Origin of the sequence: Vibrio sp. Vb1018, assembly GCF_033338775.1 — a bacterium.
GTDB classification, from domain to species: Bacteria; Pseudomonadota; Gammaproteobacteria; order Enterobacterales; family Vibrionaceae; genus Vibrio; species Vibrio alginolyticus.
In genome coordinates this window covers 220,032-236,165 of record NZ_JAWOTI010000001.1, presented here as the reverse complement: position 1 = coordinate 236,165, position 16,134 = coordinate 220,032, and the positions used below count along the sequence as shown (strand labels likewise).

The following is a 16,134-nucleotide window of genomic DNA, read 5'->3' as shown; positions in this document are numbered from 1 at the left end:
CGTTCGCAGTACAGACGCAGGCTGGGCCAGACCCAGCCAACCACTCAAGCGGTTAAGCAGGATTATTATGATTAGATTTAGACAATCAAAACTGACAATGTGTATCGCGGCTGCGTTGCCAATACTTTCGTACGCGAAAGACACCAGCCAATTGGAGAAACTTGACAGTGACTCACTGGGTATTGAAGTAAAAGCTCACGAACAAACGGATAACTCGCGTATCTACCTAGACCAAGGTGCGATTTGGGTAAGCCGCGACATCATGCGATTTGACCCGGTACTTGACCTGAGCATTAGCAGCGATGTTGAAGTGAAAGATGGCAAGCCATTGCAAGAGATGAGCTTTGCTATCACAACCAACTTCAGCTACTACGTTGACCATTACCAACTGGAAGTCTTCCGTGGTGGTGACCGTGGCTTGGTTGACCCTTTAGCAGTGGTTGAAGGTCAGCAATTTGCCAACGATTTCAACATTGTTTGGGATGGCGCGACCGACCAAGAGTATCAATTTGAATCCAACACACAGCTGTTGTTCCGTTTAAAAGCCTTCGATAAAGACGGCAACATGGACGTGACGACGGTTGGTGTGATTGACCTTGTCGAGCCAGATTCTGAAGTCGATATCGACAAGAACGACGGTGAAGAAGAGCAAAGCCGCAAGCTTGGTAAAGCTCAGTTGATGCGTCACAACATTCCAACCTCTGCGGGTCTGGCAAGATTCATGGGTACGGGACTAAAAGGCGTCGATAAAGTCGTGATTGGCGAAGACGAGTTTGATGTGGAAGAGGGCGAGTTATACGCAGAACAGTACTTGCCAGCAGATGCGTATCTCTTCCCTACTCGTGTAGTATTCGACAGCGGTGAAGAGCGTCGCTACCAACTGTACGTGCGTATTCCTGATGAGTATTGGGTACAAGCAGGTCTTGCGGATTTCTACATCGGTAAAAACAAAGTGACGGGCAACTCCGCCGCATTAGCCGTCGACGAGCAATACCAAGATGACATCTATAACCAAGGACGCTTGGCGTACTTTGGTCAGGGTAAATTTGGCGACAAACTCAGAGTTACCACTCACTTTGATACTAAAGAGAGTGACGTGCGAGACATGTTTAAGAACCCGTTTGCCTCTGACTCATCCAGCGTATTCGACATTCTCGAAGACGACGATGAGATGTATTACGGCAACTATGGTGACAGTTCCAACATCTACAAAGTGGTAAATACCAAAGGTAAGGTTTACCTCAACGTTGAGTACGACAAATCCAATGTGTTGTGGGGTAACTACAACACTGGCATTACTGGCACCGACAACAACGATTACAACCGTAGCTTATACGGCTTTAAAGGTGACTACCGTACTCGTTCAACCACCAAGTTTGGTGAAGATCGTCTAAACATTGTTGGCTTTGCGGCTGAATCTGATTCACTCTTCGCTCACGATGAATTCCTAGGTACTGGTGGTTCGTTGTACTTCTTGCGTCATGGTGAAGTGGTACCGGGCAGTGACAAAGTGATGGTGAAAGTTGTCGACCCAGACAGCAGCATCACTGTGCAAGAAATGCCGCTGCAATCGGGGCGTGACTATGAAATCGACCCATACCAAGGCCGCATTATTCTGACCAGACCGCTGAACAACATCATTTCGGATAACTTTGGTGATGTGATAAACGACCAACCGAGTTCAGGATACAAAAACTATCTTGCGGTGGACTATGAATACGTCCCTCAAGGCAGTGACGCGCTTGACGCAATGACCGCTGGTGGTCGTGTGAAAGGTTGGGTGAACGACTACATCGGTGTGGGTGCAAACTACCAAACCGAAGAAAAAGACAACCAAGATTACGAAGCGTACGGCACGGACTTAACCTTGCGTGCATCTGAAGGGACGTACTTAAAAGCCGAATTCGGACACAGTAAAGGTCGTCAAACCGATTCCAACTACGTTTCTTTCGATGGCGGTTTAACCTTTACCCCAATTGGCAGCAACGCGGAAGATCGTGAAGGTGATATCTACCAAGTGAAAGGGGTGATGAACCTTTACGACTTAGCTCCTAACGTATTCTCTGCGGTGGGTAACGACGTTAAAGCTTGGTACAAATCCAAAGACGCAGGTTACAGTTTTGCTAGCCAAGATGATGACTTAGAGCAAGAGTCTTACGGTACCGAAATTCGTTTCCAAGCCACTGACCGAGTTGCTGTTAAGACGCGCTTTACCTCGGTTGAAGAGCGTGAATCCGATGGTGATTTGCGAACGGATACCCAGCAAGCGGAATTGGAAACCCAAGTTAAAGTCACCAAACACATCAAGATCTCGGCAGCGGGTAAACAAGTTGAAGAGCTAAACAACCAAGATGAAAAAGGCAAAGGCACGTTAGCGGGTCTGCGTGCTGACTACATCTGGGACAGCGACAACAACGTGTACATCAAAGGTCAGAAAACCGTAGGCCAAACAGACGAATACGACGAGAACGACAGCGTCACGCTCGGTGGTGAAACGCGAATTCTAGAAGACTTTGTGGTTGGCGCGGAATACACCACGGGTGATCGCGGCGATGCCGCAGAAGCGAGCGTGACGTATGACGTAACGGAAGATTACAGCACCTACTTAACCTACGTAGACGACACTTACGAAGGCAAAAACAACGTGATTGTCGGTCAACGTGCAGACCTGACTTCAACCGTCGATTTCTACCAAGAAAACCAATTTGTAGATGAGAACAACGGCAAAGGTCGTATTGACTCGTTTGGTTTTGGTTACGACATGAACGACGACATCGACATGGGGATTGGCTATCAAAAAGGCGAAATTGAAGACGACCAGAAGATCACCACAGAGCGCCAAGCCGTGAGTGTGAGCACATCCATCGATGTCGATGACGTATTGTTCAAGAACAAAGTCGAGTACCGTGTCGACAAGACCGATGATTCCGCAGACCCAGATAAAAAACGTGTCGACCAATGGGTGACGACTAACCGTTACACACATCATCTAACGGAAGAGTACACCTTGTTTGGTAAGTTCAACTACTCACGCTCAGAGAGCAAATCGAGCGATAAAGTGTTGGCTCGTTTTATTGAGTCGACCGCAGGTTTAGCATATCGCCCAATCTACAACGACCGTTTGAACGTACTTTCTCGTTATACGTATTTGGTGGACTTCGACCAACTTAACCGCGATGTGGATTACAAAGATGAAGAAAGCCACATCATCGAAATCGAAGGTATCTACTCGTTGGATGCAAACTGGGATTTAGGCGCGAAATACGCTTATAAGGACAAGCATGAAATCTTCACTCGTCAGTCAGGCGAAGACATTCCAGTCGACAGTAAAATTTCTCTCTACGGTTTGAGTGCCTCTTACCGTGTTATGAAAGATTGGGACGTGACTGGTGAGTACCACTGGAAGACGGACAGCACCTACGACGAGTTAGAGCAGGGAGCATTGGTTTCGGTTAACAAACATTTGAGCGACAACTTCAAAGTCGGCGTGGGTTACAACTTCTCAGGCTTTGATGGCAATCTAGCGAATGATGACGATTACGATGCATCAGGCGTGTTCATTAACCTAGTTGGTAAGTTATAAGAGGGCGATATGAAAACGACGATTCGTTTGTTAAGCGGCATGATCGCAGGGGCAATATTGGCAGGTTGTTCGGCGGATGCGTATGTAAGCCAAGAGAACCGAGAAAAGTTTGCCGATGTCAATGTCTCCAAGTTTCTGATCAGTGAATGTTTGGCACCGCAACGCGAAATCCATATTGCGGTAGCCGAGCATTTCGACTTCGATAAATCCATCATTCGTGAAGCCGATGCGGCAAGCCTAGGTGCGTTCATCCGTGATATTCAAGGCTTGAGCGGACGCATCACGATTGTTGGTCACACCGATTTTAAAGGCTCTGACGAATATAACGAGAAGCTGTCTATGCGACGCGCTGAATCGGTAGAAGCGTACCTTCAGCAGCAACTCGACCCAGAGCAATACGATTGGGAAGTGAAGCACTTTGGTGAGTCGCAGCCGCTAGCGTTGGGTAAATCGGATCAAGCTCGTGCTGAAAACCGTCGTGCTTACGTGATGTTTGAAGAGGCGAAGAAGTACGAAGAGATGCCTTTCTGTGAGCCGCCAAAACCAGAACGTAAGATCTACATGGCGATGACACCACACTTCGATTTCGATAAGTCGGAATTAAAACCGGAAGACCTTTCACAATTAGATGATTTCATCGCAAAACTGCAAGGTTTAGAAGGTAGCATTATGGTGGCTGGTCATACCGACCAAGTGGGTTCGCTCTCTTATAATGAACAATTGGCGGAGCGAAGAGCGCAAACCGTGGTGGCGTATCTCAAGACGAAACTCGATCCATCGCAGTTTGTGTGGGAAGTAAAAGCCTTTGGTGAGCTTCAACCTGTGATCAACGAAGAATCTCCAGAAGCCAATGCTTTAAACCGCCGTGCGTTTATCGTATTTAAAGAGAGTGAACTGGGGCTACCGACTGAATAATTTGGTAAGGTTGTCCTCTCGCAAGCTAGCTATCTGTTTTCTGAGCGATATTTAGCATGAAAGGTCAACCTATCTAAACCAAACAGGGAGTCGGGTAATGGAGAAAGTGCAGTTAGTCGTCGATTTTCTTCTCACTCATAAATTGATTTTTACCGCACTGATCTTTGCGATTATGTGGTTAATTCGTCGTGCAATTTTATCGATGATTCGTGGTGATCACGCTTTTCTCTCAGAAGATCAGCGTAGTTGGATGTCTAGAACTAAAAATGGCACCTTTGCTGTTACATTACTGATTTTATTTATTTTATGGCAATCAGAAATTAACGAGTTTGCTCTGAGTGTAACGGCGATTGCCGTTGCCATTGTAGTGGCATCCAAAGAAATCATTTTGTGTTTTACGGGTTCGATTCAAAGAGCAAGTTCGCGTTCTTTTCGCGTTGGAGACTGGATTGAGGTCGGGAAGTTGTGTGGTGAAGTGATTGAGCACAATATGATGGCGACGGTGATTCAAGAGATCGACCTGCATCACGGGCAATATCATTACACCGGCAAAACAGCGACATTGCCTAATAGTATGTTCTTTACCTATCCAGTAAAGAACCTCAACTTCATGAAGCGGTACGTTTACCACAACTTTTCTGTAGTGGTGAAAGACTTCGTCAATTTGTATCCACTGTTACCGATTTTAACTGATAAAATTGAAGAACATTGCAGTTACTTTGCTGATGTTGCACATCGTTACAATGCGATGATTGAAAAACATGCCGGTGTTGACCTTCCTGGTTCTGAGCCACATATGCATATTTCTAGCAACATTAATGGTGAACAAATTCTGCACGTGATGATTTTCTGCCCAACCGATAAAGCGAACCACTTAGAGCACTTAATTCGTAAGGACTTTATGGAACTTTATGAGCAACGTTTTCCTGTAGTGCGAGAAGAATAGAGCATCGTACTTCGCCTTTAATTTCAAACCCCGCTATCAAAATAGCGGGGTTTGTTTTTCTTAGCGTATTTTTAGGCTGTAACAATATTCCCAACTTAGCTGAATTTACTCTTCAGCATTAAAAATAGGAAGTAAGTGCTGCCTATAATAGCGACCAACGTGCCAGCTGCGACCTGACTTGGATAAATAGCGATTTGTCCTAGCCAATCTGCCCACAACATTAGGGTTGCGCCAATTAAGGCACCGACACACAGTTGCTCTTTCACTTTTCTTGCTCCTAACATCATCGCCATATGGGGAGCGACCAAGCCAACAAAAGATATTGGACCAACTGTAGCGGTAGAAAAGGCGCATAACAAAGCAACGATGGTGAGCATAAGCGTATTGGCTACGGTAGGGTTAAGCCCTCGTGCATTTGAGAATTGTCGCCCGATGGAAATTAGTGTTAGCCAACGAGAAATCGAGAATACAGCGGCAACCAGAACTATTATGGCCAAACATAGCATCAGTGCGGTGTCGGCTGTGACTCGATAAATAGAACCAGTTAGCCACAATAAAATTTTGTAACTGTCACCTGAGCCTTGAGCTAGCGAAAATTGAACGAGGGCTTCTAATAGTGCCGTTAGTGCGATGCCGGACAACACGAAGTTAGATGGATTAAAATGGCTTCGTTTACCGATAATCAGCAATAACATCAATACGGACATACTTCCGAAAAAAGCGATACCCCAGCTAAATGCGGAGAGAAGCGACCCAGCGATGACTCCTGTCGTAATAATGGCAAACGTGGCTCCGGAAGACACACCGAGAATATCGGGACTTGCCAGAGGGTTATAAACAATGCGTTGCAAAATGATTCCGGCAACGGATAGCGCAATACCGACAGAAAGTGCGGTTAACATTCGCGGCCAACGCAATTGCCATTGGAACTCACCTGGCACAGACCATTGAATTCCGTTTATACCATGGGTAACGAATGAGTAAGCTAGAATCCCAACCAGACTGAATAGCGCAATGCTGCATACCGCGCGTTTAGAAAGCGCCGTTTTTCCTTGGCTCATTGAAAGGTTAAGTTGATCGGTTGCCGTCAGCTTTTTACGAGTAAACCAAATTAAAGCGGGAGCGCCAATAGCTGCAGCCGCTACGCCGCTAGGAATGGTTTCCTCTAACCATAAGCTCAGCGAGATAGCGGCAGAGTCTGTGATGATTAGTAGCATTGCGCCCAAAAGCATGCTGCTGATCAATTCGTCGCGCGGTGTTCTTGCCCCCATCGCTCTGGCAATATTGGGTGTCAGTAATCCGATGAAGCTGATAATACCAACTGCGGTGATGGAGGCGGATACCAGCCAAATACCCATCACCATTAACGCACCAAACGCGGGTAATACCGCTAAGCCTCGGGCTGCTGCGCCTTCTTGTCCTAGTTTCATTAAGGTCAGAATACGTGGTGCGACGATCAAAATTACGATTGCGATAGCGCAGCGAGGCAATAACCACTCAAACCAATCCCAGCTGTATTGAGAGAGGTCTCCTGCTCCCCACATAAAAATATTCTGTGCGAACTGGGCGTTTAAAATAATAATGGCTGTGGCGATAGAACCGAGCAAGATATTGATCACCATCCCCGAAACGACCAACGGCAAACCTGTCATATTACGCACACCGGCAATTGATACGATCAGGCCAAACGCCACTAAAGCCCCAAACATTGCGGCTAATGCAGAGTAATCGGCGACCCAATCGACGAACCAAATGTTTACCACTACTAATGCAAGCCAAGCACCAGAAGAGGTGCCAAGAGTCAACGGCGAGGTGAGGTTATTCTGCGTTAATTGCTGCATTAAGCTGCCGGTGAGACCAAGCATGGCACCAACAAGCAGGGTCATACTTAACCTAGGAAGCTGCGCTTGCGTAAAGAATACATCACGAAACTCGGTTGCTACCTCTGGTTTTGTTAATAATTGCCATTGTTCGAAAAGTGATAAATTAGTATCAATTTGTAGGCTAAAGACGCTAAGTAACGTAATCAGCGCCAGATAACCAATATAATGTTTCGTTCTCATTGTTCTGGTGCCAACTCTATTAGACTGTCGGTAATCGCTTCAGCGGTGTATTGCAAAGACATGGCACCGCCATACGCCCACACTGCTCTGACTGAATTTACCCGCTGCTTTTTCACAAACGGCATCGCTTGCCAAAGTGGCGACTCTTTCAGTTTTCGTTCTTCTGGGAAAGGTTGTACGTAGAGAACGTAGCTGTTTTGAAGGCCCTGAAGCCGATTGATTCGATCTTGCTTTACTCCCCACGCTCGTGGGTCCTCTTTAATTGGAGCCTGTAATCCCAGTTTTCTAACCACGTAGTCAGTGGTGGAGTTTTCGGTTGCAAGTAATACAGTATTCGGAGTTGAAAATCGCATCACAAGAACGCTGAGTGGAGAAGAGTAATAGTGGCGAATTCGCTGGCGCATCTGCGCAAATGAAGCATCTAATTCTGCCAGTTTCTGTTCAGCAAGTGCCTCTTTATTGAATAGCTTGCTGAGCGTACGAAAGTGACGAATGGCCGTTTCAGCTGCGGCCTCATTTTCAGAAAAATTAGGTAAATAGATTACCGGAGCAATTTGTTTGAGTAACGGAATCAAGTCTTGCTGTGGAGACGCAGCAAGGATGACATCTGGTTTCAAACTGGCTATTTTTTCTAAGTTGGGTTCTGCTCGGGTTCCAATATCTTCAATTGACTCTGGTGCAGTTGGATTGACGACCCATTGGCGGTAGCCTGGTAAATTTGGGGCTGCGATTGGTTCTACGTTTAGCGCCAAAACTTGTTCTAAGATGTCCCAGTTTAAGGCTACAACGCGTTGAGGCGCTTGCTCAAAACTATGCTCGCCATATTCATCGGTAACGGTGATGACTGCATGTGCATTGGTCATAAAAAATGCGAGGAGAAAAGCAGATTGTGTAACCACGGTAAGTAAACGAGCCATTATGCGCATACAACAGCCACCTTTTGGCTCGCTAATGTGTTAGCCGGGCTTGGGTGCTCAATCAGCTTAATTGGTGACTCATATAGTTTAGAAAGGCGTGCCTCGTCTAACAACATGTCGGCGTTGCCTTCAAAGGCAATTTTACCTTTTTTGAGCGCAACAATGTGGGTGGCGTAGCGCAGGGCTAAGTTCAGATCGTGCAGGATCACGATAATGCCTACGTTCTCGGTTCGATTCAGTTCTGCCAGCAGCGCCATTAGTTGAAACTGATGGTGAACATCGAGCGCCGAGGTTGGCTCATCGAGAATTAAAATTGGCGATTGTTGAGCCAGTAGCATAGACACCCAAGCGCGTTGGCGCTCGCCGCCCGATAAGTCATCCGCCAAAGCTTGAGCAAAAGGTGTAACTCCTGTTCGTTCCATAGCCTGCGTGATGATTTGTTTGTCTTCAGTTTTCCAACGACCAAGTGCCCCACGCCACGGAAAGCGACCTAAGCGCACTAGCTCTTCTACCGTTAAACCAGCTGAAGAGGGCAGCTTTTGTGGCAAATAGGCGATCTGTTTTGCCAACTCTTTGGTTTTGAGTGATGAAAGGGAAGTATCGTTTAGTGTTACCATGCCTTTATCTGGTGGCATTTGACCAGAAAGCAGGTTCACCAGTGTCGACTTACCTGAACCGTTATGGCCTAAAACGACCGTTAGCTCATTTGTTGGGATGTTAAGTTGTTCGATGCCGAGGATCTGACGTCCACCTCGCACGATCTCAATATTAGACAGTTGAAACATGGATGGCTCTTAGGAGAAAACTCCCCTCAATAGAGGGGAGTAGAAGTACAATTACCAGCGGTAGTTTGCGTTTAGCATAACAGAGCGAGACTGGCCGTAGTAACACCAGTAATCGCAACCTGAAACAAACTCTTTATCTAGGATGTTGTTCACGTTTAGCTGTGCTTGCCACTGTGAAGTGATGTCGTAAGTGACTGACGCATCCCAAAGAGTGACTGAAGGAACCGTTAGGTTCGAGCTCTTAGGGTTATCTTTTGACTCACCTACGTAGCGCACACCAGTACCGATATTGAGGCCTGGAATCAGGCTGTAGGCGCTGTAGTCTACCCATGCAGAAGCTTGGTGCTCAGGAATAAGTGCGGCTTGTTTTTTACCTTGGCCAAAGCTCTCATCTGTTTTCGCTTTAGTGTAGGTGTAGCTTGCCATCAGTTTTAGATCGTCGGTTAGCTGCGCCGTGCTTTCTAGCTCAACACCTTGAGATGTCACTTCACCTGTTTGTGTCGCAATCCATGTTGATGGGTTTGTGACCAATGCATTCTTTTGCGTGATGTCGAACCATGCAAGGTTGATAAAGCCATCCATAAAGCTTGGCTCATACTTCACCCCCACTTCTACTTGCTCGCCTTCCAGCGGTTTGTAAAGTTCATTGGTTGCCGTATCAATAGTGCTGATCACTTCAAACGACTGAGAGTAGTTTGCGTAAGGTGACAGGCCATTGTTTGCAAGGTACATCACACCCGCACTTAGAGATAGCTGACCATCATCACGAGATTCACTTTGATCAACGGTAGCGCCTTTGCCAGAGTTTTCTGTTTTCACCCAGTCGTAACGAGCACCGATGTTACCAATCCACTGTTCATGCAGTTTCAATTGGTATTGTGAATAGAGACTTGCTTGAGATTTCTCAATCTCACGTTTCACGTTGTCGGCAGGATCAAGAGGGGTGAAGTTGCCGTAAACTGGGTTCCACGGGTTGATAGTGCCAAATGCATAGTTGTCTTGCTCGTCGCCATCGGTTTTGTGGAATTGCAGATCCATACCGATAAGCACTGTGTGCTCTGCGTTGTCTGTCATCCAGTTGCCGACAGCATTGTTATCGAACGTGATGCTCTGGTTTTTTCCGTCACGGAATACGATGCCTTGCGTTAACTCTTCTTTCGCTGGATCGTTGTTTGAGAACGCGTAAGAGCTGCGCAAGTACAACTCATTCGAACCGTAGTTGAGGTTTTGCGAGAGTGACCACGTGTCATTGATGTCGTGCTCTAGTAAGTAACCCAGAGAAAACTGCGTGCGTTCGTATTTATCGTAGTTTGGCTGACCAAGGTTAGTCGAAGGATCGATTTTGCCAAAGTTAGAACCAATCAGAGTACCTGCTGCTGGGAAGAATGGGTTAGTTGGTACACCGTCATCACGAAGGTAAGTTGCCAAAACGGTCAGCATTGTACGGTCAGAAATGTCGAACTCGACACTTGGCGCTAGGTAGAAACGCTCGTTGTTTGTGCCGTCCAGTTCACCATCTTGGCTTGTCATCAAGCCAACCAAACGATAGCGCACAGTGCCTGCGTCGTTTGCTTCGTCAGCAATGTCAAAACCTACGGATTGGTGTTGGTTGTTGCCAACTTCGACTTTTACTTCGCCTTGAGGCGTAAACGTTGGTTTTTTCTGCACCGCATTCACGATACCGCCTGGTGCCGATTCACCAAACAGAATAGCCGATGGACCTTTAACGACTTCTACACTTTCTAGGCCGTAAGGTTCGACCAACCATGTGTAGTAACCATCGCGGAATAGGCGGTTGCCGTTTAGGTAAGTCGCTGCATCAAATCCACGAACTTTGAACCAATCAGTGTCGTTGTCTGCGCCATAAGGCTGAGCGGTTACACCAGACGTGTAGCGTAACGCTTCATCTAGTTTTTTCGGTGCACGAACACGAAGTTCATCTTCAGAAATGATAGATACGCTGCGCGGCGTTTCTGCTGCCGGGGTTTCTACTTTAAGTGCTTGCGCGGTGACCGTTATGGTCTCCATGGCAATCACGTCACCTTGTACGACGTCTTCTTGAGCTTGTGCTGTGAATGCAACCACTGCAGTAGGTGCTAAAGCACAAACCAACGCGTTGCGGATCGCGATGGTCAGTGAGTTATTCTTTTGCATAAATCTATTCCTGATAATTATGATTAACACTAAGCTTAATTGTAATTATTATCATTTGAGCTTTTGTTTCGGTATTTTACTGACTTTTGTATCAAAAGATAGTAAAACGTTCGCAAATTCATTCGCGGTACCTAAAGTCATTGTTATGTTCAATTGGTTTGAAAAACTGACCCAACCCTTTCCCCAGATGGAAACCGAAAAGCCACCGAAGACGCTATTTGGCTTTTGTCGTTTTTACACTCGTGGCTTTGAAGCCCCTTTACTCGTTATGGCTGTGTTCAGTGCGCTTATTGCCATTACTGAGGTGACGCTGTTGCGTTATATGGGTGAGCTCGTCGATATTCTCTCTAATCAAGATCGCGCAACATTCTGGCAAGACCAGGGTGATCGCATGCTAATGATGCTGTTCTTAGTGGCGGTTGTGATGCCAGCTCTCGGTTTTGTCCACTCAATGGTGATGCACCAAACGTTATTGGGTAACTACCCGATGTCTATCCGTTGGTTGATTCACCGTTACTTGCTAAAACAAGCGGTTGGATTTTTCCAGCGTGACTTTGCAGGCCGAGTTGCGACCAAAGTGATGCAAAGTGCGTTAGCGGTACGAGAAACGGTCATGAAGCTGGTGGATGTACTGGTTTATATCAGCGTTTATTTTCTTTCGATGCTTTGGATGATGGGCGAAGCCGATGGTTTGCTAATGCTACCTATTGTGATTTGGATAGGAATGTACGCGGTTATCCAGTTCTACTTTATCCCTAAAATGAAACAAGTAGCGACAGAGCAAGCGGATGCTCGTTCTGTAATGACTGGGCGCATTGTCGATTCTTACACCAACATATCTACCGTAAAGCTATTCGCGCACTCGCAACGAGAGTTGGAATACGCAGAAAGCAGCATGAAGCAATTTTTGGTGACGGTTTACCGCCAAATGCGCATGGTGACTTGTTTACTGTTTAGTGTGGATGCCATCAACTATTTGCTGCTGATGTCTATTAGTGCCATTTCGGTTTATCTATGGCTAGATCACGCTGTAACAATTGGTGCTATTGCGATTGCCATCAGTATTGCATTGCGCGTACAAGGTATGTCGAAGTGGATCATGTGGGAAGTTAGCGCACTGTTTGAAAACATCGGTACAGTAGTAGACGGTATTAATACGATTTCAAACGATGTTGAAGTGAAAGACGTACCAAATGCTAAGCCTTTGCAAATCTCCCAAGGTGAGATCTGCTTTGATCACGTAGGTTTTAACTACAGTGACGAGAAGGCGGTATTTGAGAACTTGAACCTGACTATCAAACCGGGCGAAAAAGTCGGCATTGTCGGTCGTTCTGGGGCAGGTAAATCCACGTTGGTCAACTTGTTGCTGCGTTTTTACGACGTAAATACCGGTAAGATTTGTATTGATGGACAGGACATTTCTCAAGTCGAACAAGAGTCGCTTCGCCAACACATCGGTATGATCACGCAAGACACCTCTTTGCTGCATCGTTCAATTAAAGAGAACATTCTTTACGGTGATCCAGATGCTTCAATGGATGCCGTTATCGCAGCTGCTGAGAAAGCACATGCTCATGATTTCATTCAATCTCTACGAGACGAGCAAGGTAACGTTGGCTATGACGTTGAAGTGGGTGAACGCGGTGTGAAGCTGTCTGGTGGTCAGCGTCAACGTGTGGCGATTGCTCGCGTTCTGCTGAAAAACGCGCCAATTTTGATCATGGATGAAGCAACGTCTGCACTTGATTCAGAAGTAGAATCGGCAATTCAAGAAAACCTTGAAGTTCTGATGGAAGGAAAAACAGTGATTGCGATTGCTCACCGTTTATCAACGATTGCCGCGATGGATCGTTTGATTGTAATGGATGACGGCAAAATCATTGAGCAAGGCTCGCATTACGAGCTGCTGCAATTGGGTGGTGTTTACGCTCAGTTGTGGAAGCATCAAACCGGCGGATTTTTGTCTGAGCAAGGTGATGCTCAACTGCAAGTCATCTAATATGACGCTACACGAAAGAGGAGCAAATGCTCCTCTTTTTTGTGTCTGTCGTTTATACCGAGTAAGTAGGCGTTAATGGGCAACGTTAACTTGTGATTATTCATTGAGTTAGGCCAACTTAATGATGATTATGTTTATAACTCACTGTCGTTATTGAATTTTTTACGCTTTTTTTACGCGAACTCCGAATGGGCTTTTGCTAAAGTTTTCTACATCGAATTTTGGTTGATGTATTTTATGTTTGTTCAATGGCGAGATAACACCTTTCTCTTTTCTACTACCGTGATTGTTGGTGCGGTTGTCGTCTCATGGCTGTTAGACCAACTGTTTGGCTCTACAGCCGCAGTCCTGCTGATTTTACAGTTAGCGGTCGTGGTAGTGGCGTTTCAATGCAACTCGCGATTCGCTTATGCAGCGGCGGTGATCGAAGCGTTGAGCTTCAACTTCTTTTTCACGACGCCTCGTTACTCTTTGCAGATGTTTCGTCCGGAAGACATTTTTAATTTAGTCGTGTTTATGGTGGTGGCATTTATCACCAGCACCTTTGCGGATCTTTATCGTCGCCAGCAGGGAGAGTTAAAACAAACCAAGCTGCAAAACAGCATCCTGCTATCGGTGTCCCATGACCTACGCACGCCGCTGGCAACCATTATTGGAACATTGACCACACTCAACGAGTACATGCCCAAGCTCAATGACTTAGAGCGCAAAGAATTGCTCGACAGTGCGACTTCAGAAAGCCACCGTTTGCACCAATATATCGAGAACCTTTTACAGGCGACTAAGCTCCAGCATGGCACATTAAAAATTACCAAAAAAGATGAGCTGATTGCAGATATTGTGCGGGATGCGGTTTCTCGTTTGCCGAATTACACCGAGAAAGTTTCCATGAATATGGATGATTCCGTTGGTTATTTATCAGTAAGTCGTTCGCTAATCGAACAAGCGATTTTTAATGTGTTGGATAATGCCATGCGATTTTCACCAGAGAATGAATCTGTTGAGGTTTCACTTTCTAAGCAGGGTTCGTCGTGCGTGATTGATGTTCGGGACATGGGGATTGGCATCAAAGCTGAAGATGCGGAAAAAATATTCAGCCTTTTCTATTCCGGTGTGAACAACAAATCGGCCGATTCAGGCACCGGAATGGGACTCGCGGTTGCCAAAGGCATCATCACCGCACACCAAGGATATATTCAATCTATGCCAGTATCAGAAGGGACGCTGATCCGCATTCGACTTCCACTCAATCAAGGAGCAGAGCAGGCGTGAGTTACAAAGTTTTAGTCGTGGACGATGAGCCTCGCATTCATACCTTTATTCGAATTTCGCTGTCTGCTGAAGGGTTTGATTACATTGGCGCGAGTACCATTTCAGAAGCCAAAGCGTGTTTCGAAGCGCATTCGCCGCACGTCATTCTGCTAGATTTAGGCTTGCCCGACGGCGATGGGGCGGAGTTTCTCACTACGCTTCGTCAGACCTATAAAACGCCAGTGCTAGTGCTGACAGCTCGCGATCAAGAAGAGGAAAAAATCCGCCTTTTAGAAGCGGGCGCGAATGATTACTTGAGCAAGCCTTTTGGCGTAAAAGAGCTCATCGCGCGCATCAAAGTGCTGGTTCGAGATTTGGTGGATGAGCAAACCGTCGCTGATGAGCTGGTGGCTGGCCGAGTCAAAATCATCAAAAGTACTCACCAATTTTGGTTGGATCAGAGGGAAATTCCACTCACCAAGAAAGAGTTTTCTTTCATTGAACAGTTGATTCTCAAGCCGGGAAAACTCATTGAGCAAACTCATTTGCTAGCGGTGATTTGGGGAAAAAGTCATGTCGAAGACACTCACTACTTACGTGTGTTAGTGAGTCAACTACGCAAAAAACTGAACGATAGTGCTGACGAACAGCGGCTATTAAAAACCGAGCCGGGGCTGGGTTATCGTTTAGTGCTTGAGACGTCCAAGCACTACTAAATTCCAAATTTAATCAACGTTAATGCCAAGGTTTAGTGCTGGTTATCGGCACTCGAACAGGATTCGTGTTGCCTATTTTCCGTGACGGAAAATCAGTCTAGCCCTTAACGCATTAGCATGTTCTATACATAAAACACAGTTAGGTATTGATATGGCTCACTTTACAGTAATTGGTCTAGGGCGATTTGGCGTTGCCGCCAGCTTAGAACTTATTCATCTTGGACACACCGTAACGGGGGTGGATAGCGACCCGAAAATCGTCGAAAAATACGTCGAAGAGTTAACGCAAGCGGTCATATGTGACGCAACAGACGAAGGTGCACTCAGAGAGTTAGCGCTAGCGAACAGTGATGTGGTGTTGGTGGCGATTGGCGAAGACATGCAAGCCAGTTTGTTGTGTACGCTGGCGCTGAAAAATCTGGGTGTGAAATCCATTTGGGTCAAAGCGAGCACCAAAGCGCACCACACCATCGTGTCTAAGCTTGGCGTACAACGCATTATTCATCCGGAAGAGGAGATGGGCGTAAGAGTCGCGCAGGCACTCAACTATCCGATGGTGAACAACTATTTGGAAATGGGTCATGGTTTGTATGTGGTGGAAATCCACGTTAAATCCAATCTGCACGATATGCCGCTTTCTAAGTTGATCAGCCGAGGCAGTTACAACATTCAGCCTATCTTGGTGAAGCGCGAAGAAGCCGTCTACACCAATATCAATGATGAGTTTGTGCTTAATGAGTTCGACACGCTGTTGCTTTGTGGTAGTCGCGCTGAGCTGAAATACGTCGCTCCAAGGTTGGTGTAA

11 protein-coding genes are annotated in these 16,134 nt (G+C 46.3%); 7 read left to right on the top strand and 4 right to left on the bottom strand.

Annotated elements, in window-relative coordinates; genetic code table 11:
* Window positions 1–67 precede the first annotated feature (67 nt).
* From R7Z10_RS01000 to R7Z10_RS00990, 3 genes are all read left to right on the top strand, one after another.
* The gene (locus R7Z10_RS01000; protein WP_206959027.1) at window positions 68–3,583 is read left to right on the top strand and encodes a hypothetical protein; all 3,516 of its coding nucleotides are present in this window, start codon (window positions 68–70) and stop codon (window positions 3,581–3,583) included.
* Between the two features lie 9 nt (window positions 3,584–3,592).
* The gene (locus tag R7Z10_RS00995; protein WP_206959025.1) at window positions 3,593–4,498 is read left to right on the top strand and encodes an OmpA family protein; all 906 of its coding nucleotides are present in this window, start codon (window positions 3,593–3,595) and stop codon (window positions 4,496–4,498) included.
* A gap of 97 nt (window positions 4,499–4,595) precedes the next feature.
* Window positions 4,596–5,444 (top strand): mechanosensitive ion channel family protein, encoded by an 849-nt coding sequence (locus R7Z10_RS00990; RefSeq protein WP_005375171.1) that lies wholly within the window; start codon window positions 4,596–4,598, stop codon window positions 5,442–5,444.
* A 95-nt stretch (window positions 5,445–5,539) separates the two neighbouring features.
* On the opposite strand, the gene fhuB is transcribed toward R7Z10_RS00990, so the two are convergent.
* Genes fhuB through R7Z10_RS00970 form a run of 4 tightly spaced genes read right to left on the bottom strand, consistent with a single transcriptional unit; the run spans window position 5,540 to window position 11,363 of the window.
* The gene (fhuB, locus tag R7Z10_RS00985; protein WP_206959023.1) at window positions 5,540–7,507 is read right to left on the bottom strand and encodes a Fe(3+)-hydroxamate ABC transporter permease FhuB; all 1,968 of its coding nucleotides are present in this window, start codon (window positions 7,505–7,507) and stop codon (window positions 5,540–5,542) included.
* A complete protein-coding gene (locus tag R7Z10_RS00980) occupies window positions 7,504–8,433 on the bottom strand; it encodes an iron-siderophore ABC transporter substrate-binding protein (RefSeq protein ID WP_206959020.1) in 930 nt (309 codons plus the stop codon). Before R7Z10_RS00980 ends, fhuB begins: the two co-directional genes overlap by 4 nt.
* Window positions 8,424–9,209, bottom strand: a complete 786-nt coding sequence (locus R7Z10_RS00975) for an ABC transporter ATP-binding protein (RefSeq protein ID WP_206953489.1) — start codon at window positions 9,207–9,209, stop codon at window positions 8,424–8,426. The genes R7Z10_RS00980 and R7Z10_RS00975 overlap by 10 nt, the downstream gene beginning before the upstream one ends.
* Window positions 9,210–9,260: 51 nt before the next feature.
* On the bottom strand, window positions 9,261–11,363 hold the full coding sequence (locus tag R7Z10_RS00970) for a TonB-dependent siderophore receptor (protein WP_213871244.1): 2,103 nt from the start codon (window positions 11,361–11,363) through the stop codon (window positions 9,261–9,263).
* A 145-nt stretch (window positions 11,364–11,508) separates the two neighbouring features.
* Here R7Z10_RS00970 and R7Z10_RS00965 point away from each other — a divergent pair, with 145 nt between their 5' ends.
* The 4 genes from R7Z10_RS00965 to R7Z10_RS00950 all read left to right on the top strand — a co-directional run bounded on the left by R7Z10_RS00965 (window position 11,509) and on the right by R7Z10_RS00950 (window position 16,134).
* Complete coding sequence (locus R7Z10_RS00965; RefSeq protein WP_033906862.1) at window positions 11,509–13,362, top strand: ABC transporter ATP-binding protein; 1,854 nt, start codon at window positions 11,509–11,511, stop codon at window positions 13,360–13,362.
* Window positions 13,363–13,599: 237 nt separating this feature from the next.
* Window positions 13,600–14,634, top strand: a complete 1,035-nt coding sequence (locus R7Z10_RS00960; RefSeq protein WP_169628842.1) for a DUF4118 domain-containing protein — start codon at window positions 13,600–13,602, stop codon at window positions 14,632–14,634.
* A complete protein-coding gene (locus tag R7Z10_RS00955) occupies window positions 14,631–15,329 on the top strand; it encodes a response regulator transcription factor (RefSeq protein WP_169628843.1) in 699 nt (232 codons plus the stop codon). Before R7Z10_RS00960 ends, R7Z10_RS00955 begins: the two co-directional genes overlap by 4 nt.
* 151 nt (window positions 15,330–15,480) lie before the next feature.
* The gene (locus R7Z10_RS00950) at window positions 15,481–16,134 is read left to right on the top strand and encodes a TrkA family potassium uptake protein (RefSeq protein ID WP_169628844.1); all 654 of its coding nucleotides are present in this window, start codon (window positions 15,481–15,483) and stop codon (window positions 16,132–16,134) included.

What these genes read in the sequence shown, in the direction of transcription:
- fhuB (WP_206959023.1), bottom strand. Translation starts at nt 7,507, where the DNA reads ATGAGAACGAAACATTATATTGGTTATCTGGCGCTGATTACGTTACTT.
- R7Z10_RS01000 (WP_206959027.1), top strand. Translation starts at nt 68, where the DNA reads ATGATTAGATTTAGACAATCAAAACTGACAATGTGTATCGCGGCTGCG.
- R7Z10_RS00990 (WP_005375171.1), top strand. Translation starts at nt 4,596, where the DNA reads ATGGAGAAAGTGCAGTTAGTCGTCGATTTTCTTCTCACTCATAAATTG.
- R7Z10_RS00995 (WP_206959025.1), top strand. Translation starts at nt 3,593, where the DNA reads ATGAAAACGACGATTCGTTTGTTAAGCGGCATGATCGCAGGGGCAATA.
- R7Z10_RS00960 (WP_169628842.1), top strand. Translation starts at nt 13,600, where the DNA reads ATGTTTGTTCAATGGCGAGATAACACCTTTCTCTTTTCTACTACCGTG.
- R7Z10_RS00970 (WP_213871244.1), bottom strand. Translation starts at nt 11,363, where the DNA reads ATGCAAAAGAATAACTCACTGACCATCGCGATCCGCAACGCGTTGGTT.
- R7Z10_RS00975 (WP_206953489.1), bottom strand. Translation starts at nt 9,209, where the DNA reads ATGTTTCAACTGTCTAATATTGAGATCGTGCGAGGTGGACGTCAGATC.
- R7Z10_RS00950 (WP_169628844.1), top strand. Translation starts at nt 15,481, where the DNA reads ATGGCTCACTTTACAGTAATTGGTCTAGGGCGATTTGGCGTTGCCGCC.
- R7Z10_RS00965 (WP_033906862.1), top strand. Translation starts at nt 11,509, where the DNA reads ATGTTCAATTGGTTTGAAAAACTGACCCAACCCTTTCCCCAGATGGAA.
- R7Z10_RS00980 (WP_206959020.1), bottom strand. Translation starts at nt 8,433, where the DNA reads ATGCGCATAATGGCTCGTTTACTTACCGTGGTTACACAATCTGCTTTT.